General features: G+C 42.0%; 22 protein-coding genes. 7 read left to right on the forward strand and 15 right to left on the reverse strand.

The features are described 5' to 3' along the window. Positions 1-128 precede the first annotated feature (128 nt). Both H6G96_RS05475 and H6G96_RS05480 read left to right on the forward strand, forming a co-directional pair. On the forward strand, positions 129-1,802 hold the full coding sequence (locus H6G96_RS05475; protein ID WP_190910498.1) for a SpoIIE family protein phosphatase: 1,674 nt from the start codon (positions 129-131) through the stop codon (positions 1,800-1,802). A gap of 3 nt (positions 1,803-1,805) precedes the next feature. Beyond that, positions 1,806-2,231, forward strand: coding sequence for an anti-sigma regulatory factor (locus H6G96_RS05480; protein ID WP_190910499.1), 426 nt, complete (start codon positions 1,806-1,808; stop codon positions 2,229-2,231). Positions 2,232-2,333: 102 nt separating this feature from the next. Here the strand turns inward: H6G96_RS05480 and H6G96_RS05485 are convergent, their stop codons facing one another. The 10 genes from H6G96_RS05485 to H6G96_RS05520 all read right to left on the reverse strand — a co-directional run bounded on the left by H6G96_RS05485 (position 2,334) and on the right by H6G96_RS05520 (position 8,738). Continuing rightward, entirely contained in the window at positions 2,334-2,765 is a 432-nt protein-coding gene (locus H6G96_RS05485; protein WP_190910500.1) for a ketosteroid isomerase family protein, read from the reverse strand. 175 nt (positions 2,766-2,940) lie between these two features. Continuing rightward, complete coding sequence (gene prmA, locus H6G96_RS05490; protein ID WP_190910501.1) at positions 2,941-3,861, reverse strand: 50S ribosomal protein L11 methyltransferase; 921 nt, start codon at positions 3,859-3,861, stop codon at positions 2,941-2,943. A 122-nt stretch (positions 3,862-3,983) separates the two neighbouring features. Beyond that, positions 3,984-5,564, reverse strand: a complete 1,581-nt coding sequence (serA, locus tag H6G96_RS05495; protein WP_190728761.1) for a phosphoglycerate dehydrogenase — start codon at positions 5,562-5,564, stop codon at positions 3,984-3,986. Between the two features lie 287 nt (positions 5,565-5,851). Continuing rightward, complete coding sequence (locus tag H6G96_RS42810) at positions 5,852-5,929, reverse strand: hypothetical protein (RefSeq protein WP_347242187.1); 78 nt, start codon at positions 5,927-5,929, stop codon at positions 5,852-5,854. Next, a complete protein-coding gene (locus tag H6G96_RS41135; RefSeq protein ID WP_347242188.1) occupies positions 5,899-6,042 on the reverse strand; it encodes a histidine kinase N-terminal 7TM domain-containing protein in 144 nt (47 codons plus the stop codon). The genes H6G96_RS42810 and H6G96_RS41135 overlap by 31 nt, the downstream gene beginning before the upstream one ends. A 6-nt stretch (positions 6,043-6,048) precedes the next feature. Continuing rightward, positions 6,049-6,237, reverse strand: a complete 189-nt coding sequence (locus H6G96_RS41140; protein ID WP_242063177.1) for a hypothetical protein — start codon at positions 6,235-6,237, stop codon at positions 6,049-6,051. A gap of 138 nt (positions 6,238-6,375) precedes the next feature. After that, positions 6,376-7,230 (reverse strand): HIT family protein, encoded by an 855-nt coding sequence (locus tag H6G96_RS05505; protein ID WP_190910502.1) that lies wholly within the window; start codon positions 7,228-7,230, stop codon positions 6,376-6,378. A 653-nt stretch (positions 7,231-7,883) separates the two neighbouring features. Next, positions 7,884-8,258: a group 1 truncated hemoglobin gene (locus H6G96_RS05510; protein ID WP_190910503.1), complete on the reverse strand. Its 375-nt coding sequence runs from the start codon at positions 8,256-8,258 to the stop codon at positions 7,884-7,886. A gap of 36 nt (positions 8,259-8,294) precedes the next feature. Continuing rightward, positions 8,295-8,561, reverse strand: coding sequence for a HigA family addiction module antitoxin (locus tag H6G96_RS05515; protein WP_190910504.1), 267 nt, complete (start codon positions 8,559-8,561; stop codon positions 8,295-8,297). A 15-nt stretch (positions 8,562-8,576) separates the two neighbouring features. Then, positions 8,577-8,738, reverse strand: coding sequence for a type II toxin-antitoxin system RelE/ParE family toxin (locus tag H6G96_RS05520; protein WP_190910727.1), 162 nt, complete (start codon positions 8,736-8,738; stop codon positions 8,577-8,579). Here H6G96_RS05520 and H6G96_RS05525 point away from each other — a divergent pair. Continuing rightward, the gene (locus H6G96_RS05525) at positions 8,683-8,823 is read left to right on the forward strand and encodes a hypothetical protein (RefSeq protein WP_190910741.1); all 141 of its coding nucleotides are present in this window, start codon (positions 8,683-8,685) and stop codon (positions 8,821-8,823) included. The two genes, H6G96_RS05520 and H6G96_RS05525, sit on opposite strands and share 56 nt — an antisense overlap. Before the next feature lie 170 nt (positions 8,824-8,993). On the opposite strand, the gene glgB is transcribed toward H6G96_RS05525, so the two are convergent. The 3 genes from glgB to H6G96_RS05540 all read right to left on the reverse strand — a co-directional run bounded on the left by glgB (position 8,994) and on the right by H6G96_RS05540 (position 12,477). Next, a complete protein-coding gene (gene glgB / locus H6G96_RS05530) occupies positions 8,994-11,285 on the reverse strand; it encodes a 1,4-alpha-glucan branching enzyme (protein ID WP_190910505.1) in 2,292 nt (763 codons plus the stop codon). 193 nt (positions 11,286-11,478) lie between these two features. After that, entirely contained in the window at positions 11,479-11,811 is a 333-nt protein-coding gene (locus tag H6G96_RS05535; RefSeq protein WP_190910506.1) for a hypothetical protein, read from the reverse strand. A 480-nt stretch (positions 11,812-12,291) separates the two neighbouring features. After that, entirely contained in the window at positions 12,292-12,477 is a 186-nt protein-coding gene (locus tag H6G96_RS05540; protein WP_190728752.1) for a hypothetical protein, read from the reverse strand. A gap of 501 nt (positions 12,478-12,978) precedes the next feature. On the opposite strand from H6G96_RS05540, the gene H6G96_RS05545 reads away from it, so the two are divergent. From H6G96_RS05545 to H6G96_RS05560, 4 genes are all read left to right on the forward strand, one after another. Beyond that, positions 12,979-13,677, forward strand: a complete 699-nt coding sequence (locus H6G96_RS05545; RefSeq protein WP_190910507.1) for a hypothetical protein — start codon at positions 12,979-12,981, stop codon at positions 13,675-13,677. A 62-nt stretch (positions 13,678-13,739) separates the two neighbouring features. Next, a complete protein-coding gene (locus tag H6G96_RS05550; RefSeq protein ID WP_190910508.1) occupies positions 13,740-15,578 on the forward strand; it encodes a penicillin-binding protein 2 in 1,839 nt (612 codons plus the stop codon). A 192-nt stretch (positions 15,579-15,770) separates the two neighbouring features. Then, entirely contained in the window at positions 15,771-16,886 is a 1,116-nt protein-coding gene (locus H6G96_RS05555; RefSeq protein WP_190910509.1) for an iron-containing redox enzyme family protein, read from the forward strand. A gap of 216 nt (positions 16,887-17,102) precedes the next feature. Continuing rightward, positions 17,103-17,798 carry an SAM-dependent methyltransferase gene (locus tag H6G96_RS05560; protein ID WP_190910510.1) on the forward strand — a complete coding sequence of 232 codons (696 nt, stop codon included), beginning with the start codon at positions 17,103-17,105 and terminating at the stop codon, positions 17,796-17,798. A gap of 110 nt (positions 17,799-17,908) precedes the next feature. On the opposite strand, the gene H6G96_RS05565 is transcribed toward H6G96_RS05560, so the two are convergent. Continuing rightward, positions 17,909-18,991 (reverse strand): DUF3466 family protein, encoded by a 1,083-nt coding sequence (locus H6G96_RS05565; protein ID WP_190910511.1) that lies wholly within the window; start codon positions 18,989-18,991, stop codon positions 17,909-17,911. Between the two features lie 79 nt (positions 18,992-19,070). Beyond that, positions 19,071-20,090: a glycerophosphodiester phosphodiesterase gene (locus tag H6G96_RS05570; RefSeq protein ID WP_190910512.1), complete on the reverse strand. Its 1,020-nt coding sequence runs from the start codon at positions 20,088-20,090 to the stop codon at positions 19,071-19,073.

A 20,090-nucleotide genomic window follows, 5' to 3' on the forward strand; every position in this document is an offset into this window, starting at 1 on the left:
AACAGTTATTAATGTTTGAACCACTGATAACTGTTGAAAATGATTACTTATGAATTTTTTGTTGATTGCCAGGTGGGATAAAGATTATATTATCTCGCCATTCAAATATGTGAAAAATAAAGTCAAATATGGCTGAAATCGAGGTGGAAAAACTTAAGCTCATGGTGGTAGATGATGAGCCTGATAACTTAGATTTACTCTACCGCACTTTTAGGCGAGATTTTCAAGTATATAAAGCTAATCATGCTTTTGGTGCTTTGGAAATCTTGGATAAATTTGGCGAAATGGCGGTGATTATTTCTGACCAAAGAATGCCAGAAATGAATGGCACCGAATTTTTTAGTCTCACTGTAGAACGCTTTCCAGACACGATTCGGATTTTGTTAACTGGTTTTACTGATGTCGAAGATTTGGTGGATGCGATTAACTCCGGTCAGGTATTCAAGTACATTACCAAACCCTGGAATCCAGAACGGCTTAGAGGGTTAGTTGAGCAAGCCACTGATACATATCGTCTAGTTAAGAAACGCACGCAAGAGTTGCGTCGGGCCCTACGGCGAGAATCTTTGTTTAATGCGGTAACAACGGCAATTCGGGAGTCTTTAGACTACGACAGTATGCTGCAAAAAATTGTAGCAACTCTTGGTCAAACGTTTGAAGCTACCAGTTGCTTGCTTAGACCAGTAGAGGGCGATCGCCTCATCCAAGACCAGTTCTCATACTGCGATCCTAAATCCAATGTCTTAGATTGCTTCTTCGACCCCAGTATTTTAATTGAAAAAGTGCTGGAAACCCGTCATTATCAACTTGCTCAAGAAATATATGAGGGTAACCCTTGCCACCACCTGGTTGTACCACTTAGCTACCAGCAGCATTTGTTGGCTGTGCTAGCTCTCCACCAACGAGGACGCGATCGCCCCTGGCAAGACGAAGACATCCAACTGATTGCAGGTGTTGCCGAACAAGCAGCCTTAGCTCTCTCTCAAGCAAAACTCTACCAGCGCCTCCAAGAAAAGCAACAGCAGATTCACACTGAGTTGGAGGTAGCTCGCCAAATTCAATACAACTTGCTCCGCCAAAGTTTACCTGATATCAAAGGCGTGAAAGTACAAGCCTGTTGTTATCCTGCACGGGAAGTAGGAGGCGATTTTTTTGAAGTTTTTGTTCATCCCAAAGGCGATTTATGGTTGGCTGTGGGTGATGTCTCTGGCAAGGGCGTTCCAGCTGCTTTATTTATGGCTAGTATAATTTCAGTCTTGCGCCGAGAATTATCTCAAGAAGCACCAGCTGAACCAAATGTGGTCATGCAAAACCTCAACCACGCTCTCAGTGAAGACTTGATTAGCAACAATTATTTTATCACCCTTGTCTTAGCTTGTTATACCCCTACCACTAAGGAACTCGTCTACACTAATGCCGGTCATATCTATCCACTGTTATGGTCACGCCAAGGTGCTTTAGCCGACAATCCCAATTACCTCAAAGTTCGCAGCGTTCCTTTAGGGATCTTGCCTAAATGGCAGGCACAGTCTGGTCGTTTGGTTCTCGCTGCTGGAGACACATTGTTACTGGCCAGCGATGGAATTACAGAAGCTATGGTATCAAATAATTGTTATTCAACAGTAAAAACCGGGTCTGACGTTGACCCAATTAACCGTTCTATGCTGAATCAAGATGGTCTTTGGCAACTCTTGCAACAAGAGCAACAACCGCTTTGTCTTAACGATTTACTAGCTCGTATTCAGGCAGATAATCACGTTCAAGAAGATGATCAAACTATACTTTCACTGGAGATTTTGTAAGTAATGAAAAGTGAGCTTCATGTACCAAGTGACTTGAGTTTTCTTAATATTGTCGAAACCTGGCTGTTAGGATGTTTGAAAATCCACCTAGGAGAATCTGTAGACTGGTCACGGCAATCAAGTCGTTTGAGACTGGCTTTAGTAGAAGCCTACTCAAATGCAGTTCGTCATGCCCACAAGGACAAACCTAATTTAACGATTTTACTACGTTTGGAAGTGAAAGACCGGGATCTTGCCCTAGAAATTTGGGACTACGGTGAAGGCTTTGATATGTCTAATTACTATGCTCCAAACCCTATGGAAAAACAAGAAGGTGGTTATGGTTGGCTAATTATGAATCGTCTCATGGATAAAGTGGATTACCAGTTGCAGGTTAATGGTGCCAACTGTCTCAAGTTAGAGGCGACTTTACCCGAATTAGTCCAATAGCCAAAAGTTATTATTTTTCAAGTTATGTGATTTATACAAATTTTCGATGCCTGGATTTTCTTTTGGGTATGATCCACATTGCCAAGCTATTACACTTATTTGCTAGTTCTCACGACGTAGAGAAAGTAACTCTTGCGGAGAAGCTAAAAGTTTAATTTTAGTATATGAAATTTGCCCTTGTTGATTAAGAATAAATAGCCACAAGACATTCACGCTACACCACGAAGTTTGTGCTTTGCCTGTTACCTGAACTTGAATCGTCTCATTTTCTAAAGCCTCCGCTATTCCGGTGTTAGGATAAGCCTTAATGTTTTGGCCTTCTTGTTTTAAGTAGGCTGCGATCGCATCTGTTCCCACGATATCAGATTCAAATGGTGGACGCATCACACCATCTATCGAAAATAAGGCAGCAGTTGCCTCAAATTCTCCTGCATTTAAAGTTTCAAAATAACGCAGTACATTAGTTTCTGTAATTCCCTCAATCTGGAATTCTTCTTGCAACTGCGCTGGAGAGATAAATTCAGCAGAGGTCATAAAATTACCTGTATCATACTAGCTGAATATTCATTTCAATACAAAAATAGGTAAAAAGAAAGGTACTGTTGAGATAGATTACCACATTTGTATAAATCTTCCTCACGATAGAAGTTTTGATTAGATACGGCAGTTTTCATCTGTATGAAGTACAAAACTACTAATATCTACTGGGTTAAGAACGCCGTACATTCAAGCAACACCATTCTTTTCGTTTCCACAGGGTTGCAACCACCCAGCCATTTTCTTCTAAGGCATCAGCAACAGCTTTCGATTGTTCTAGTAAAATCCCACTGAAGATAGCCCAAGTATCAGGTTTAGCGATCGCACTCATTTCTGGAATTAATTCAATAATTACATGAGCCAAAATATTGCAAACTATACCGTCTACTGGATTTTGAAGCAGTTTTGTCAAAACGTCTACACTTCCCAATGCTGGGAGTAAACGTTCTGGATTAATATCATTTAGCGCAGCATTACTAATAGTTGATTGCACTGCCAAAGGGTCATTATCTACTGCATAGACTTTCTCTGCTCCCAGTAGCAGCGCTCCAATAGAAAGGATACCAGAACCGCAGCCAATGTCCGCAATTACCAGATGTTCATGTTTGCCGCTAGTACCCACAAACGACTGAGGAACTCCACTTAGACGCATTTCCAAGGATTCCAAACATAGCTGAGTGGTGGCATGGTTGCCTGTACCAAATGCTACACCGGGGTCAAGACGAATCACTAACCGTTCCGTTGTTTCTGGTAATGGTAGCCATGCTGGGTTAATTAGAAAGTGATCGCCTATTTCCTGGGGATGCCAATATTGCTTCCAGCTAGTCGCCCAATCCTCCTCATCAATTAACTGCCATTGCAGTGAGGGAGATGAAAGCCCTACACAGAGGGCATCTTGACGGAGCAACAGCGATAGCGCTGCCAAATCTAATAGCTGCGTTTGAATTGTTGATAAGTAAGCCCTGACGAAAGATGAATTTCCTTTGTTTTCACTAGCTGTGCCACGACAGCCAAAATCTTCCAGTCGCCAAAAGATTGAATCTTCTAGGTCTGGCTCACATGAAATCTGTAGTTCCCACCAAGTGTTTGCCATATAATTTTAGATTTTAAATTTTAGATTTTAGATTGGGGACTTGGTAACGGTTAGTGACCAATGCGAAAAACAATGAGCAATTAGCCATTACCAATCCAAAATCCAAAATCCGCAATCCAAAATTAAAGAGTTACCGTATACGCGTCCCGAATCCCAGGGACTTTTATAATCTCATCCAAAATGCCCTCAGGTAAAGGGTCATCTATACTCAGTGCCATTACCGCATCACCGCGGACGATTTTACGACCTACTTGCATACTGGCAATATTCACATTAAAACTGCCGAGTAGGGAACCAAGTTTGCCGATAATCCCCGGCATATCCCGGTGCAGGGTAAATAGCATATATTTGCTGGGTGGAACGTTAATCGGGAAACCATCAACATCAGTGAGGTGAATTTCCCGTTCACCCAACAAAGCACCTGTGACAGAGTGAGTACCTAGAGTACCTGTGGCTTCTAGATGAAGTGTGCCGGCATAGTCTCTGATGGAAGCATCGCGGGTTTCAATTACCCGAATGCCACGCTCTTTAGCTTCTATGCTGGCATTGACATAATTTACCCGTTCCCGCAAAGCTTGGTAAAGTAAACCTTTCAGGGCAGCTACTACTAAAGGCTGACTTTTGTTGGTAGCAAGTTCGCCTTGCAGTCGAATATTAAGTACTTCCACCCGTCCGCCAGCTAGCTGTCCTACTAGATTACCTAGAGTTTCTGCTAGTTGCATATAGGGTTTGAGTTCTTCCAATACGTCGGGGCCAAGTCCAGGAATGTTGACGGCTGAACGCGCTGGTAGTCCTAAAAGTACATCCCGAATTTGTTCGGCAACATCAATGGCGACATTCACTTGAGCTTCTGCGGTAGAGGCTCCCAAGTGGGGAGTGAGAATCACTTCTTTGCCTAGCGATCGCAATTCAGATTCACCTAGTGGTTCTGATTCGAACACATCTAAGGCTGCACCGCCTATTTTACCTGCTTTCAGAGCTGCTGCTAAAGCTACTTCATCAATGATTCCACCACGAGCGCAGTTGACAATCCGGGCTGTAGGCTTCATCTTTGCCAAAGTTGTGGCATTGATTAAGTGAGTGGTTTCTGGGGTTTTGGGGATGTGTAGGGTGATATAGTCTGCTTGCTGAAAGAGTAAATCTAGCTCAACTAACTGACAGCCAAGTTGTTCGGCTCGGTCTGTAGAAATAAAAGGGTCATAAGCTAGGAGTTTCATCCCCATTGTTTTAGCGACAGCCGCAACATGAGAGCCAATTTTACCCAAACCGACAACGCCGAGAGTTTTTTTGTAGACTTCCGCACCGACAAAGCTATTGCGATCCCACGCACCGCGTTTCACCGAAGCGTTAGCATCGGGGATGTGGCGAGACAAAGCCAAAATCATCGCTAGTGCGTGTTCAGCTGCGGCAATTGTGTTTCCCTCTGGAGAATTGACTACTACAATTCCCCGGCGGGTGGCTGCGGGAACATCCACATTATCCACACCCACACCAGCACGACCGATGATTTTTAGCTGAGTGCCGGCTTCAATGATTTCTTGGGTGACACGTGTACTAGAGCGAATCATCAGTGCGTCATACTCACCAATAATTTGGATGAGTTCTGCTGGTTTTAGACCTAATTTGACATCAACGGTAGCAACTTGCGAAAGAATGTCAATTCCAGCTTGGTCAATAGAATCAGAGACAAGAACCTTAGACATGATTACTTCATTTAAAGCTACAGGTTTTGCTGCACAAGACTTTTTAGTTTAGTCTTTATCTGTCACAATTCAGCAAAAATTATTCGTTTTAATATCAACTTAACCTTTACTTCCGCTACGTGCTGATGGTATCGAAGCGTAAGTTGCTCCCGGTGGGTACTGCCTCCTAAGTGTTTGAAGATGAGTGGCTGTTTGCACCACCCTGTCGCTAAATATAAAGCATGAATAGCACTAAGCACCTATTATATATTTATTAATAGTTAAGAGTTACCAAAATTTTATCAGCTTCAGTTAGACCAGACTAAACCATGCCATTCGTTTGTTGCTACCAAAATCACATTAAAGGTAGGGATAACCCATAGCAATGCTGTATTTGAGGCGTTAGCCAACGATTTTTATTCGTGAAGTGCATTGCAAATATGAGGAAGAGTGTAATTACACTGCCTGAGCCAACATACTCCAGCTTTGACCAAAATATTTTTTCTCAGAGGATAATTGCTGCTGCTTCCATTGCTGCAACTGTAGCGTATCCCGCGATCGCCAGCATCATCAAAATGAAAGGATTGCTAGCCAAAGAAATTGAGCGACGCTGCCAAGCTGCAAACGCAACAGTAGCTGAAATGATTACAGTAATGCTCAGAATAACAAAGTAGAGATTGTATTGAAAAAGCATGGTGACGAAGCATTTAAAAGATGATCTCAACCTTATGAGATAAGTTTGAGCAAGTCATGATGTTGCAGTAATTTTCATACTCACTTCAAAAAAGTAAAGTTACAGCAAAATTCTGACTCCTGAATTATTACAGAAAAACTATTGCTTTTTAGGAATAACGTTCCTGATTCCACTTTTAGCAGAGACAGTATCACCTTTATAACGAGGGATAATATGAATACTGGCGTGCATAATATTTTGACCCGCAGCTCGATTGATATTCATTCCTATATTAAAACCATCAGGTTCAAGTTCTGCTTTGAGAATCTCTTGTACTTTGTTTACCATAAACCAACAAGCAGATTGCTCTTTAAATGGTAATTCAAAATAACTGCTAACATGACGTTTGGGAATAACCAAAACGTGTCCTTTACTTATTGGATAGCCATCAAAAATAGCATAAGCAGTTGCTGATTCAGTTAATAGTTTTAGATTTTTAGGAGGATTACAGAATATACAATAGTTAGATGAATTTCGCTGATGATTATAGTGGGCATACTCATATATTTCCCGATGTTCATCTAAGCAAACTGAAGTAAAGGGAAGTTTTACGATACATTGGTATGTTGGTTTTTTATGGACATAATGCTCTCGAAAACCTTCTTTTTTGATATCCCTTCTTACAGCGTAATAAGCTTTACCTCCTGGTTTTAAGAAGTGGGATATTTCCATAAGAACATTAGCTTGTTGTTCGGGGAATAAAACATTTAAAACATAAAAACAAATTATTGTATCAAATTTAGTGTCAGGATATTCTGGGAAATAATAAGGGTCATAGCCTGTAATATCAAAACCTTTTTGGCGCAATATTGTAACATCATTACCAACGCCACAACCAAAGTCTAGTATTTTGCCTTGTAAAAGGTTTTGATTTAATAAAAGCTGTGCAGGAAATGACAGATAATTTCTTTTGATCGCAGTAAGATGGCTGAACTGATTTTTTTGCTGTTTCATGGAATTTTTGGTGCTGATGTCCCAAAATTATTATTCCCAGCATCCCTTTAGGTTATGCGATGTCTACGATGGTCACTGAGCCAAGTCTCCTTCGGGGAAGTAAGCTCAAGCTACGCGGAGCGTCTGTCTGCGACACACTGCGCAAACGCAGAGAAGTGCGGGCTTACGCCCACGCATCAGGGTCAACACCTAGCTCACGTAACTTAGCTGCTAATATCTCAGCACGCTGGCGTTCCTGTTGGGCTTGTTCGCTGCTCCACAACAGCAAATTTCCTTCTGTATCCCATCACCGATCGCGGGGTTGTTGAATATTTTCAACTGGATCGTCAGGTAAAATGAAGTCGGTTGGAAATGCTTCCTAAGCTCGACTTTATCCAAAATTAAAAACTCGGTTTTCTTTATCCGGCAAAAACTCTGGCTTTTTGGCAAATACTTTTTCTACATCACATATTATCGATGAAGTTAAAAAAGTAAAACGACTGCCCCATAAAGCTTTCAGCTTAGGCGTTCACGTTGCGGCAAAAATGGATAAAGTCAAGCTAAGAAACAATTGGTTCTTTTTGGATGGGGTTAACTTGTAAAACATAAACTACTCCTAATATTAATGCACAGTATATTAGTAGGGCTAATTCTGAAGTATTCTCCGATTATTCTTACTGGTTTAAGACATCTTTCCTGTGTTGTGGTGCAGAAGCTACCGCAGCGACTTCTGCCATTAGTTCCTGAGAAATGCCCATCTCCTTCAAAGTTTCCATCAAATCCTCTGCCACTGCATCAAAGTGTTCGCTGTTTAAGCCTTGCTTTTCCACCAAATCTTTATGAGCTTGACGCATATAACGACCGTCATATTTATCAGTTCCGCCAAAGGCATAAGTCAGAAAAGCTTTCTGGTGTTCTCGTTGCTTCACCATATCCGCATCGGCAAAATAGTGCTTGATGCGGTTATCCTGCAAGACTCGCTCATAGAATTTGTCAACTGCTAAATCAATAGCATCTGCACCACCCAGTTTTTCAAATAAAGTCTTCATAATGTTTCAACATTAAATAACCATAACTGCATCAAATCATTCTGCATTTTCTTCAAGAGCTTGACGTATATCGTATTGCGTTTGTAAATTCAACCAAAACTGAGCGCTGTTACCAAAATAGCGAGATAAACGCAAAGCTGTATCTGCTGTAATAGTACGTTTTCCAGATAAAATTTCACTAATTTTTGTTTGAGTTACACCTATATCTTTGCTTAATCGATAAGGGGTGATATTTAGTGGCTCTAAAAATTCTAGTTGTAGGATTTCTCCAGGGTAGATATTTGGTAGACGGTTGTTGTTCATGATTATTTCCAGACATCAGTGATAATCTACTATTTCAACTTCCGAAGCATTGTTCTCATCCGTCCAAACAAAGCAGATTCGCCATTGCTCGTTAATACGAATACTGTACTGCTCTTTCCTATTGCTAAGTAGTGATGATACGCTGTTGACAGTCGGTAGCGAAGCGATGCTGGGCAGTTTGACGGTTTATGATTACGTCAAGACAGCAGCAAAAAAGACTCCAGGCTTAAAGACTGTAGCAGAACTGTTGAGCGATCGCTAGTTGATAAAATAGACGTTGCGTGAACGACTATCGCGCTTTTATTCAGTAAATAAACCACGCTCTAAGGGCACAGCATTGCTGTGCCCTTACGATAGATATGGTTGGAATAAATGAAAACTGCTGTAAAGTTTTGATGACTCCTGGACAGGCTAGATATCCACCCTTGATTGTTATTGCAATGCCTCAGCAGTCTTCTTCTTATCCAACTTAAGAATCAACACACCCAAAGGTGGTAAACACAAATCCAGTGAATAGGGACGACTGTGCAAAGACCAATCGTCTGTCCACTTACCACCTAAGTTGCCCATATTGCTGCCGCCATACTTACGCGCATCACTGTTAAACAACTCGGTATAAAATCCCTTTTGCGGTACACCAATGCGGTAGTGAGAATGGGGTTGTGGTGTAAAATTGCAAACGACGATCGCAAAATCATCAGAATCCTTGTCACGACGGATGAAGGAAACTACACTATGGCGGTTGTCGCTACAGTCAATCCATTCAAACCCCGGTTCAGCAAAATCCTGGGTGTACAAAACTGGTTCAGAACGGTAGAGATGGTTCAATTCCCGGAAAAACGTTTTTAACTGTTGGTGGGCTTCATGCTGTAACAAATGCCACTCCAAATCAGCCCAAGCATTCCACTCACTCCACTGCCCAAACTCCATGCTCATAAACATGGTTTTCTTACCTGGGTGAGCAAACATATAGCTAAATAAACAACGGATATTAGCTAACTTCTGCCATGTATCCCCCGGCATTTTACCGATAATATTGCTCTTACCATGCACTACTTCATCGTGGGACAGAGCCAACATGAAGTTCTCGCTGTGGTTGTACCACATACTAAAGGTGATATTGTTTTGATGGAACTGGCGGAACCAAGGATCCATGCTGAAGTAATCCAGCATATCGTGCATCCAGCCCATATTCCACTTCAAGTTAAAGCCTAGTCCGCCTGTGTAGGTGGGCCAAGACACCATCGGCCAAGAAGTGGATTCTTCAGCAATTGAGAGAATACCGGGGAAATAGCTAAAGATAATGTGATTTACCTGACGCAGAAAATCTGCTGCTTCTAGGTTTTCTCTACCGCCGTACTGGTTGGGCAGCCATTCTCCTGGTTCGCGGCAATAATCGTTATACAGCATTGAGGCAACAGCATCGACACGAATCCCGTCAATATGATACTTGTCAAACCAGAAGAGGGCATTTGCTGCGAGGAAATTACTAACTTCATGACGACCGTAGTTGAACACCAAAGTACCCCATTCTTTGTGTTCGCCCTTGCGGGGGTCAGCGTGTTCGTATAAATGGCTACCATCAAAGAAAGCTAAACCATGTCCATCTTTGGGAAAGTGACCGGGAACCCAATCTACAATTACCCCTATATCATTTTGGTGACATTTGTCAACAAAATACATGAAATCTTCGGGGCTGCCAAAACGGGAGGTAGGAGCATAGTACCCGGTTACTTGATAACCCCAAGAACCATCAAAGGGATGCTCCGCAATGGGCAGTAATTCTAAATGGGTGTATCCTAATTCTTTGACATAGGGAATTAGTCGGTCTGCTAGTTCCCGGTAAGTAAGGAAGCGTGCGCCCGGCTTGAGTTCAGAAACCACAACTACCGATTCAGTTTCACCATTGGGGAGTTTAGCAGGTTCTGCACTCGAAGCGTGTAACCAAGACCCTAAATGCACTTCATAAACTGAGACTGGTTGGGTGAGTGGATCAGTATGACGCCGTTTTTCCATCCAGCCTTCGTCATGCCAATTATAAGCATCTAAATCAGTGACAATGGATGCCGTTTTCGGGCGGGGTTCCTGCTGGAAACCGTAGGGATCGGATTTTTCGTAAATGTGTCCCTCAAAATTTTTGATTTCATATTTATAATGCTCTCCCACCCCGATTTCAGGAATAAACAATTCCCAAACTCCGGTGGGGCCTTTACGCATCTGGTGTTTGCGTCCATCCCAGAGGTTGAAATCTCCCAGCAATGAAACATTGCGGGCGTTGGGTGCCCAAACAGCAAAATAAACGCCCTTAACGCCGTTTATTTCCGTGGGGTGCGCTCCCAGTTTTTCATATATCCGGTGATGGTTGCCTTCACTAAACAAATGCAAGTCAAAGTCTGTCAAGTTTGGAGAACGGAAAGCGTAAGGGTCATAAGTGACTCGCTCATGTTCTCCTTCTTTAATCCGTAGCTGATAGTTTGCCAGTTCTGGAGTGTCAATCGTGCATTCAAAAAAGTGAGGATTATGCACTGTTTGCATTGGATATTCCTTCCGTTGCTCAGGAAGAACCACCCATACTGCACTTGCGTTTGGTAAGTAGGCTCGCACAACCCAGACAGTTTTGCCGTCTTGTTCTATGGGATGGGAACCTAATATTTCAAAGGGATCGTTATGCTGATTCCAAACGATGCTGTTAACCTGCTCAGGGGCGATCGTGGTTATGGACATGAAGCTACCTAAGTGTAATAACGTGATTGACTAAATCTACTTTTTTAATATCTATATATATTCTTTACATTTATTTGCAATTTTGTCGCCACCGTTATCCTACATCAGAATGGGACATTGGGCATTGGGCATTGGGCACTGGGGATTAAGTAGGTACGAGAGGCAGAGGGAAAAACAACTAATGACTAAATGACTAAATATTTAAAAATGGGAATAACTGAAGTAAGGTTTTACGTATACGAAGCAAGAAAACCTGATCCCGAATTTTGGAGTCTAGTTTTGGGGGCGGAGCAAGTTGGAGCTGCGCTTGTAACTCAATATATTCGGCAGCTGTTAGAAAACTTCCATCAACAGGCGATCGCGCTTCTATGATAATCTTAGTGCGTAATATTTCTTCTGGTGTATCCTCTGGTGGTGGTAATGCTATTACTGCTGATTTCCAATAAGTATTTAATACAACAAAAGTTGCAATAATTACACTTAAGCACAGTAATTTTGCTGTTTTTCTGGCTTTAACTCTCCCCATGCCCAATTGCCAAACTTATAAATTTTTCCAATAAAAATCTGGCAATATCAACAGACATCACTAAGTCTCTCCTAATACAGAATAGACTACAGGGAATGCTCTTGAGCAATTGCCAGCGATCGCAATGAATTGTTTTGCCCTCTCAAAACTCAGGAGTCTAAGCCATTTCAAATACTAAATCAGAGAAGTACTTTGCCCACAAGATGGCTTAGATTTACAGAACTCAAATTCTTTTGATGTCAAACAAAGTTCGGTCAGGCGAAAATTTCAGACGGACACATGGTTGAAGAGGTAACCCTCATAACCAGTGTCCTTTACTTGCTGCCCTACTTAGCTGGTATTTGAGCCAACTCCAGTACCTGATACACCAATAGAAAAACATAGGTTTTTACGTGAACCTAATGTAATTCAAGCTATTTAGTGACAAACGTTGTGGCTAAGTTGTCTTGGGCATAATTTAAACTAAAGCTGATTGATGCCTTATTTAGGAGTAGCTGCGGGAGTAACTGCCGGAGTAACTGCCGGAGTTGCAGCAGGTGCATCAGTTGGTTCACCTGTAGTACCACCTGGAGTAGTAGTACCAGTACCACCACCACCGCCTTCACAGGCTCCGAGAACTGTAGCCAGACTTAACATTACAGCCAAACCAAAGATTTTTGTTTTCATAACTCCTCTTTCACCAATTATGGCTAGAACAATTTTTCACCTGTTGAATACGATACCGTATTTATTGCTTTTTTTTAATATTGGGAGATTACATACTTAAAAAAACAATCTTTTGGGGTATTCTTTTTCGGATTAGTTATCATACAGCCATCTGATTAATTTCTCTTAAATCGGGAGGAAAACGGAAATTACCAAATTTTCTAGCAAAAAGAGTATCATAGCAAAAAATTTTATTTTTTACCGGAGTATTGCACCTTGCTGCCCTACGTTGCCATACTTTAGGTGCGATATCTAAAGGGCAAGCTGTCCAGTTGCTAATTGCTGATTGCAAAATTGCAATATCTAGAGGATGCAAACATTGCTACAGCTACCTATTAGCACATTTAAAAGGGTGTAGTCTGTTGATGTGTACTTGTTGCACAGAAGGGAATTTTAACCTAAGCAAAAACAGGCAATTAAGACAATCAATCTAAAGTACAGTATTTTCAATCTAAAAAATTTATGGTAGTTGCTCGTAAATCTCCTGTTTCTAAAAAGGGTACTTGGTTCCGGCGAGATTCTATCCTTTCTTTAGGGAGGCGACGCTCTGCGCGTACCGAATCAGCAGCACAAAGCTCTCCTACACCAACTGCCCAAGCTGCACCAGTATCCTCTCAAAGACGACAGCGTTCCTCGAAAAAGCTAGCGGTTTCTCCCACAAATGAGGCAGTTATACCCAAACAGGTGAAAGAGTTGGGTAGACAACAACTGCTAAATCTCAATGAGCAGTCGAGTAGAAACCAGAAAACTCCAAGGGTAGGTTTTCTTCGCCTTCCTATAATGCCTAATTCTGGAGCGGCACCTTTATGGTTACTACGCTTGTACACCTTTCATCGTTATTCGACAGTTTTGGCGTTCTTGTTAGTAGCATCGACACTTGCTGTTTACGGCTGGACGGTATATTCTCAAGACCTTTGGAGTAAGTCATATAGCAGGCTGCAAAAACTCCAACGTCATGAGCGGCTGTTAACGACAACCAACGCAACGCTGAGAAATAAAATGGCTGAGGAAGCAGAAAAATCAACAACAGGGCTGGTATCGCCGACTCCTCAAGGGATGATTTTCTTGCCTCCTGCATCTCATAATCCTAAGCCAGCATCGTCTAACACAACGCCAAATTCTCAAACGCAAGAGCAAACACTCTCGCCATTGGGATATTAAGGTTAGGAGTTGAGAGTAACTAACTTTTGATTCCGAAAAGCAATTTGCTACTGAGTAAGGCAATGCAAAAATCACCAAGCAGAACAAAATTCAGAAAGTTTCGGAATTCAGCATTCACTAGGCGACAAAAGGGTTCTAAACGAGGGTTTTTGGGGACACTTGCCTCTAGTATCCAAGACCAGACATCCAACACCAAGTCCCGACTCTTTGTAGTATGGGGTCTATTAATGGCAGCAGGGTTAGGGTTGGGTGTCAATTTATATAACCTACAAATTGTCAAGGGGCCAAAGTTAACGCAGCAGGCACGAAACCAGCAAATGGTGAATTTGCGACCTTTTATGCCCCGTCGCCCGGTGGTAGATCGCAATAATAATCTGTTGGCAATTGACCGTCCAGTATATATTTTGTATGCTCATCCCAAGCTGTTTGAGAAATCTAATGAAGAGATAGCAGAGCGACTTGCCCCAATATTGGCAAAAGATACTGCTGACTTGGTGAAAACTTTTCAAAGCAAAAAAAGCGGAATTATACTTGACCCAGCTCTGCCCGAAGAAATTATTGATCGCGTGACTGCTTTGCGCTTAAATGGCTTGGAGTTAATTCAAAAATACTCCCGATTTTATCCGCCAGACGATTTGGTTTCTGATGTGGTGGGCTATGTAAATCTTGACCGTCGTGGTCAAGCAGGGGTGGAATACTCTCAAGAGAAGTTACTAGAACGTCCTGTGCAAACAGTGCGGCTCAGTCGCGATGGTAGTGGGGCCCTGATGCCGAATCATGCGCCCGAAGGTTTTTTGCATTTTGATGATTTGCGATTAAAACTTACTATTGATAGCCGTCTGCAACGAATTGCCCGCGTTGCGCTCAAACAACAGATGGAAAAGTTTGACGCTAAACGTGGGGCGGTAATTGTCATGGATGCGTTGGATGGTTCTTTACTCGCCCTCGTTTCTCAGCCTACCTATAACCCTAATGAATATGCTAAAGCTAATATCTCGCTATTTAAAAACTGGACGGTGGCGGATCTTTATGAACCAGGATCGACTTTTAAGCCTTTGAATGTGGCGATCGCTCTAGAAAATGGCATCATCAAACCAGATGATATGTTTAATGACTCCGGTTCTGTTCGAGTAGCTAATTACACCATCAAAAATGCGATGAATAATGGTTATGGGCAAATCAGCATCGCTCAGATTTTGCAATATTCCAGCAACATTGGCATGGTGCAAATTATCCAACGCTTAAAGCCTTCAATCTACTACAACTGGCTAGAACGTTTAGGGCTAGGACAAAAAGTTGATACAGATTTACCTTTTGAAGTTGGTGGGCGGCTCAAAAGTCAAGAAGAATTTATTGCTTCACCAATTGAACCAGCTACTACTTCCTTTGGGCAAGGCTTTTCCATGACACCGTTACAGCTAGTGCAAATGCACGGTGCTTTAGCTAATGGCGGTAAGTTGGTCACACCTCATGTGGTGCAGGGGTTGGTTGATACTAAAGGGCAAATGCATGATTCACCCACTCGCACCATCCCACGCCAAATTTTTTCAGCCGCAACAGCCCAAAAGGTTGTGGAAATGATGGAAACTGTTGTTGATGAAGGCAGTGGGAAGCCGTCACAAATTCCCGGATATCGTATTGCTGGTAAAACTGGTACAGCCCAAAAAGCTAGTCCTAATGGTGGCTATATCAAGGGTGCTAGAATGACCAGCTTCGTGGCCATTTTGCCAGTGGAATCTCCTCGGTATGTAGTGTTTGCACTGGTGGATGAGCCAAAAGGAGAAAGTGCTTATGGTTCTACTGTCGCCGCCCCAATTGTGAAGTCGGTGATCGAAGCACTGATTCCTCTTGAGGAGATTCCGCCAAGTAAGGCGATCGAGGAACAGAAGAAAGCGCCGTAGGGAGTGGGGAGTGGGGGGCAGGGGGCAGGGGAAGAAAAATTATTGGTTATTGACCAATGCCCAATCCCTTTGTTCCTCTAGACTTAATTTTTCTTTATAACCAAAGAAAGAGGTACAAAAAGCTACTCGTGTGGGAAGTTAAGTATTAGAGAGAAGCTAATTTCTCACTTTTGCAAAGCTACCGAAGATTCCATGCAAAGTAATTTAGTTACATTTCCTAACGCTGGGGCTGTGAAAAACAGCACGCAAACAGAAGAGGGAACAATTACCAAGTACGACCGTGCTGAGGAGCAATTTATAAAACTACTGGCAATAGAGGATTTGGATCATCAACTTGATGTAAAACCTGCAATAGCTAGTGAGTTTGAACAGGCGCTGTCAAGGGCAATTCGCGCCGCCTATAAAAACGATCGCTTTGATGAACAGGCTCACCGTTTTCTCCAGAGGATACTTTATCGGATTAATCGGCTAAAGCTGTTTTGGTACGACGATTTGCGGCACTATACGAATGAGCGATCGCTTTACTTGTGTTCATGTCGTGACCAAATTGAAGCTGCTTGGCAAAAGTGGGAACTGGCACAACTAGATGTGCCTGCACTGCAACAATTGGATGTAAAACAAGCGCTAATTGAGCGCACATCTGCCGATTTAGATCCGCTTTTGTCGGAGAGTAGCCGCTACATTCGTGAGGAAATGACTGAGGCTGGTTACCGTCATCTGCTAGCGATCGGCTCCTTTGATGGCTTGGTTGAAGCTAGTCATCTTTCCCGCATTCTGGGCGGTGTTGCTAATGAAGTGCAGTGTACGCTGATGCGAGTACTAATAGAAGAATACGGCAATGGTCGTTTATCTCGCAAGCACTCTACATTTTTTGCCCAAATGCTTGCTGAGTTTGAAATGAACACTGAACCAGAGGCATATTTCGATTTAGTACCTTGGGAAGTTTTGGCTTCTACCAATCATAATTTTTTAGTGACTGAACGCAAACGCTATTTCCTACGTTATAGCGGCGGTTTGACCTATTTTGAAGTGGCTGGCCCTGCGGTTTACAAAAATTATATGATGGCGGCGCAACGACTGGGACTCTCAGAAGTAGCGGTGGGTTACTGGGAACTACACATCAGGGAAGATGAACGCCACGGCCGTTGGATGTTAGATGATGTAGCTTTGCCATTAGCAGAGCGCTATCCCAATGATGCATGGGAATTAGTGCTTGGGTACGATCAGCAGAAACTCATGAGCGATCGCGCAGGTGGTGCTGTTGTGCGATCAATACGTAAAGCAGAACAAGCTGGCTGGTTTATCTAAGAAATCTAAAACAATTAGAAATTAAAAAATGCCAGATTCTTTCTGACGTTTATAATTTCACATTTCTAAATCATTGTATTGCAAATCTATCTACAATCCAATTTATTTAGTAAGGGCTTCTTTACTAAAGGAAGGGTTATTTATTTACTTGATATTTAAGATATTAAATAACCTCTTATTACATTGATTATACCTTACACATTGAAGTGCAGTCAAATGAAAGATATCTTTTTTTGTCCTGAAGAATCTAATTTTTACTCAAACTGTTTAGAAAATTTTGTTCTCAGAAATTGTAAAAATTATGAATCTATTGTGGAGTTTGGCTCAGGAGATGGCAGTCCTGTAATTAATTCATTATTAAGAAACAACTTTGATGGCGTAATCCAGGGATTTGAATTAAATACCTCTGCATGGAAAGTTGCAAATTCAACTATCGATGAATATAATCTCACTAATAAATATATAATTCATAATTCATCTTTGTTTAATTCTTCTCAACTAGATGCCGAGTATCTTGTAGCCAATCCGCCGTATCTCCCGGCTCCAGATAATGATATTTATATGCCACTCTTATTTGGGGGCGTGGATGGAGCCACAGTTACCAACGATCTTTTGTCGTTAGGTTACGAAAATGTGTTGGTTTTAATATCTAGTTTTTCTAATCCAACAAGTACGCTGAACCTAGCAAAAGAAAATGGATATTGTGTTCAAAATTTCATGGTATTACCTTTACAGTTCGGCTACTATAGCTCTGATCCTAAGGTAAAGAACCATATAGAAGAACTCCGAAAAAACAATATGGCATTTTACTCTGGCGATTATTATTTTCTAGCTGGCGTTTTATTTAACAAATGCCAGGATTCTGTAGTTGATTTATCTAATCAATTGGCTCAGGTTATGACTAGTTTGTGAAAACAAATACGCTTATGCAATCCCCATCTTAGGAGTACCTTGTTCGCGTAGCGTCTGTCTGCGACACGCTGCGCGAACGTAGAGAAGATGAGGACTTGCGGAATTAGTTATTATATGAATGCACTGCTAGAGTTACGTTTGCGCTTGAGTGCTGCAAATAAAGTTACAACAGCACCGAACGACAAAATAGGAACGCCTGAAGTTGGTTCAGGTACAGAGACAGATGAGGTTGGCGTCAAGAGGAAGGCGCGTAATTCACCATTAACTGCACCACGACCGACAATTTGTCCATTATTATTAATGGCAGATGCTGCCGTTAAGGTAAAGCCAGCATCTGAACCAGGAGCAATCAGGTTATTTAAGTCGTACAGAGTGTTATCACTATAAAGAAAAGCCCGCAAACCATTGCCATCTGGTGCAAAAAAGTCAGTGTTAGTGCCAGAAAACCCGACTACTTGACCTAAATTATTGATCCCCGCAGCAAGACTGAACGAATCTGTAGGACGTAGCCTACCGAGGTCTTGGAGTCCCGTACTGGAACTGTACAAAAAAGCACGACCATCATCTACTCCAGTGAGTCCAGAACTACCTACTACTTGTCCTAAGTCATTAATATCATTTGCGACGCTGTACCCGTCACCTGGCAAAGTTCCCAGGTTAGTAGTTTGGCCGTTTTCGTACAGAAAAGCTGTGTTTGAATTGAGAATGCCTACTACTTGTCCCAAGTTATTTAAACCGTAGGCAACAGTACCAGGAGTTCCTATACTGGTTGCTATATCATCACTGTATATAAAAGGCCCAAGTTCCTCGGCTCCCCCTACTATTTGGGTGCGATTGTTAATCGCATAAGGAATAGCGTTTTGGATAGGGAGGGGTTGGGTGATGCCATTGCTGTATACGAAAGGGTTATTTCCAGTAAAGTTATTATTACCAACCGAATTACCAACTACTTGACCCAAGTTATTGATACCAGTTACTGCAAGTCCACTATCCCCAGGCAGGGGACTAATTTCTTGAAGTGAACCATTGCTGTAAAAAAAAGAACGCCCCGAAGAATTAATGGCTACCTCACCTGAGTCATTGATGTCTGTAGCGTAACTGAAGGCTTCTTTTGTAAGACTGCCTAAGTCAGTAACTGAGTATAGAGATACTGCCAATGCTGACTTGGATGCAGTAAGACTGATTGCGGTCAAGGTTATTGCTGTTATACAGGATTTCCACTTAAGTAAAAGCATCTTACTTTCCGTAATTTTTTGTTCCCCTAATAAGTTATCACTGAATAGTGGCGTGGTAAGCTGCCGTATCCGGGTAGTCACTAAATACGCCATCAACACCTAAGCTGAAAAATAGTTCATATTCCCCTTGGGGATTTCCTTGAAAGTCTAGTGGCAAAAAACAGTCTTCATTGCGGAAAGTCCAGACATGAACCAGCAAACCAGCCGCATGAGCATCAATGACTAAAGATGTTGGCGATGTCTGGCGACAAGCCGCTTTGCGTCTACGCAATTTACCACTGCTGTCTCTAGGAACCACTAAATTTTTATGAACGCCAACCGCCTGTGCATATTTAGCAATTTCTTCTAAACCTGATACAGTGACTAAATCTGCATATGTGCGTTCATCGCCACTAACGATAAAATCATAAGGTTTACCACTGTTATTCAGCAACTGCACCAGAGGTAAATCTGTCTTTATAGATAAATCTTGTAAATTACTTACTTCAAAAGACTGAATAAAAATAGGTGCATTAGCTCCCTGATAACCATTGGCTGTCAAAGTTTTAAGTAGGGGTTCTTCTAAGGCTAACCCAATAGATTTAAAGTAAGTTGGGTGTTTAGTTTCTGGGTAAATGCCGATCGCACGATTAATTCCAGCACTTTTACTTTTGACTAAATCGATGATTTCTTGCAGCGTAGGAATTTCTAAGAGTCCATCATAGGCGGTATTTTGCGATCGCAATTGAGGAATTCGCTCTTTGGCTCGTAGTGTTTTCAGTTCTGCCAAAGTAAAATCTTCAGTAAACCAACCTGTTTTCGATTCTCCATCGATTACTTTAGTGGTTCGTCGATGAGCAAATTCTGCATGATTAGCAATGTCAGTAGTTTCCGAAATTTCGTTTTCGTGACGAGCAATTAAAATACCATCTTTGGTAGAAACTAAATCAGGTTCAATATAATCAGCGCCTAGTGCAATCGCTAATTCATAGGCAGCTAAAGTGTGTTCTGGACGATAACCACTAGCGCCTCGGTGAGCAATAATAATTGGGAGCTTACGTGTAAAATTTTTAACCAT

Origin of the sequence: Nostoc sp. FACHB-892, from assembly GCF_014698795.1 — a bacterium.
Classification (GTDB): Bacteria; Cyanobacteriota; Cyanobacteriia; order Cyanobacteriales; family Nostocaceae; genus Nostoc.

Bases quoted from the DNA above. Each gene is read 5' to 3' on its own strand.
- H6G96_RS05545 (WP_190910507.1), top strand. From the start codon at position 12,979: ATGGTAGTTGCTCGTAAATCTCCTGTTTCTAAAAAGGGTACTTGGTTC.
- glgB (WP_190910505.1), bottom strand. From the start codon at position 11,285: ATGTCCATAACCACGATCGCCCCTGAGCAGGTTAACAGCATCGTTTGG.
- H6G96_RS05480 (WP_190910499.1), top strand. From the start codon at position 1,806: ATGAAAAGTGAGCTTCATGTACCAAGTGACTTGAGTTTTCTTAATATT.
- H6G96_RS05515 (WP_190910504.1), bottom strand. From the start codon at position 8,561: ATGAACAACAACCGTCTACCAAATATCTACCCTGGAGAAATCCTACAA.
- serA (WP_190728761.1), bottom strand. From the start codon at position 5,564: ATGTCTAAGGTTCTTGTCTCTGATTCTATTGACCAAGCTGGAATTGAC.
- H6G96_RS05535 (WP_190910506.1), bottom strand. From the start codon at position 11,811: ATGGGGAGAGTTAAAGCCAGAAAAACAGCAAAATTACTGTGCTTAAGT.
- H6G96_RS05555 (WP_190910509.1), top strand. From the start codon at position 15,771: ATGCAAAGTAATTTAGTTACATTTCCTAACGCTGGGGCTGTGAAAAAC.
- H6G96_RS05560 (WP_190910510.1), top strand. From the start codon at position 17,103: ATGAAAGATATCTTTTTTTGTCCTGAAGAATCTAATTTTTACTCAAAC.
- H6G96_RS05475 (WP_190910498.1), top strand. From the start codon at position 129: ATGGCTGAAATCGAGGTGGAAAAACTTAAGCTCATGGTGGTAGATGAT.
- prmA (WP_190910501.1), bottom strand. From the start codon at position 3,861: ATGGCAAACACTTGGTGGGAACTACAGATTTCATGTGAGCCAGACCTA.
- H6G96_RS05570 (WP_190910512.1), bottom strand. From the start codon at position 20,090: ATGGTTAAAAATTTTACACGTAAGCTCCCAATTATTATTGCTCACCGA.
- H6G96_RS05550 (WP_190910508.1), top strand. From the start codon at position 13,740: ATGCAAAAATCACCAAGCAGAACAAAATTCAGAAAGTTTCGGAATTCA.
- H6G96_RS05505 (WP_190910502.1), bottom strand. From the start codon at position 7,230: ATGAAACAGCAAAAAAATCAGTTCAGCCATCTTACTGCGATCAAAAGA.
- H6G96_RS05510 (WP_190910503.1), bottom strand. From the start codon at position 8,258: ATGAAGACTTTATTTGAAAAACTGGGTGGTGCAGATGCTATTGATTTA.
- H6G96_RS41140 (WP_242063177.1), bottom strand. From the start codon at position 6,237: ATGCTTTTTCAATACAATCTCTACTTTGTTATTCTGAGCATTACTGTA.
- H6G96_RS05485 (WP_190910500.1), bottom strand. From the start codon at position 2,765: ATGACCTCTGCTGAATTTATCTCTCCAGCGCAGTTGCAAGAAGAATTC.
- H6G96_RS05540 (WP_190728752.1), bottom strand. From the start codon at position 12,477: ATGAAAACAAAAATCTTTGGTTTGGCTGTAATGTTAAGTCTGGCTACA.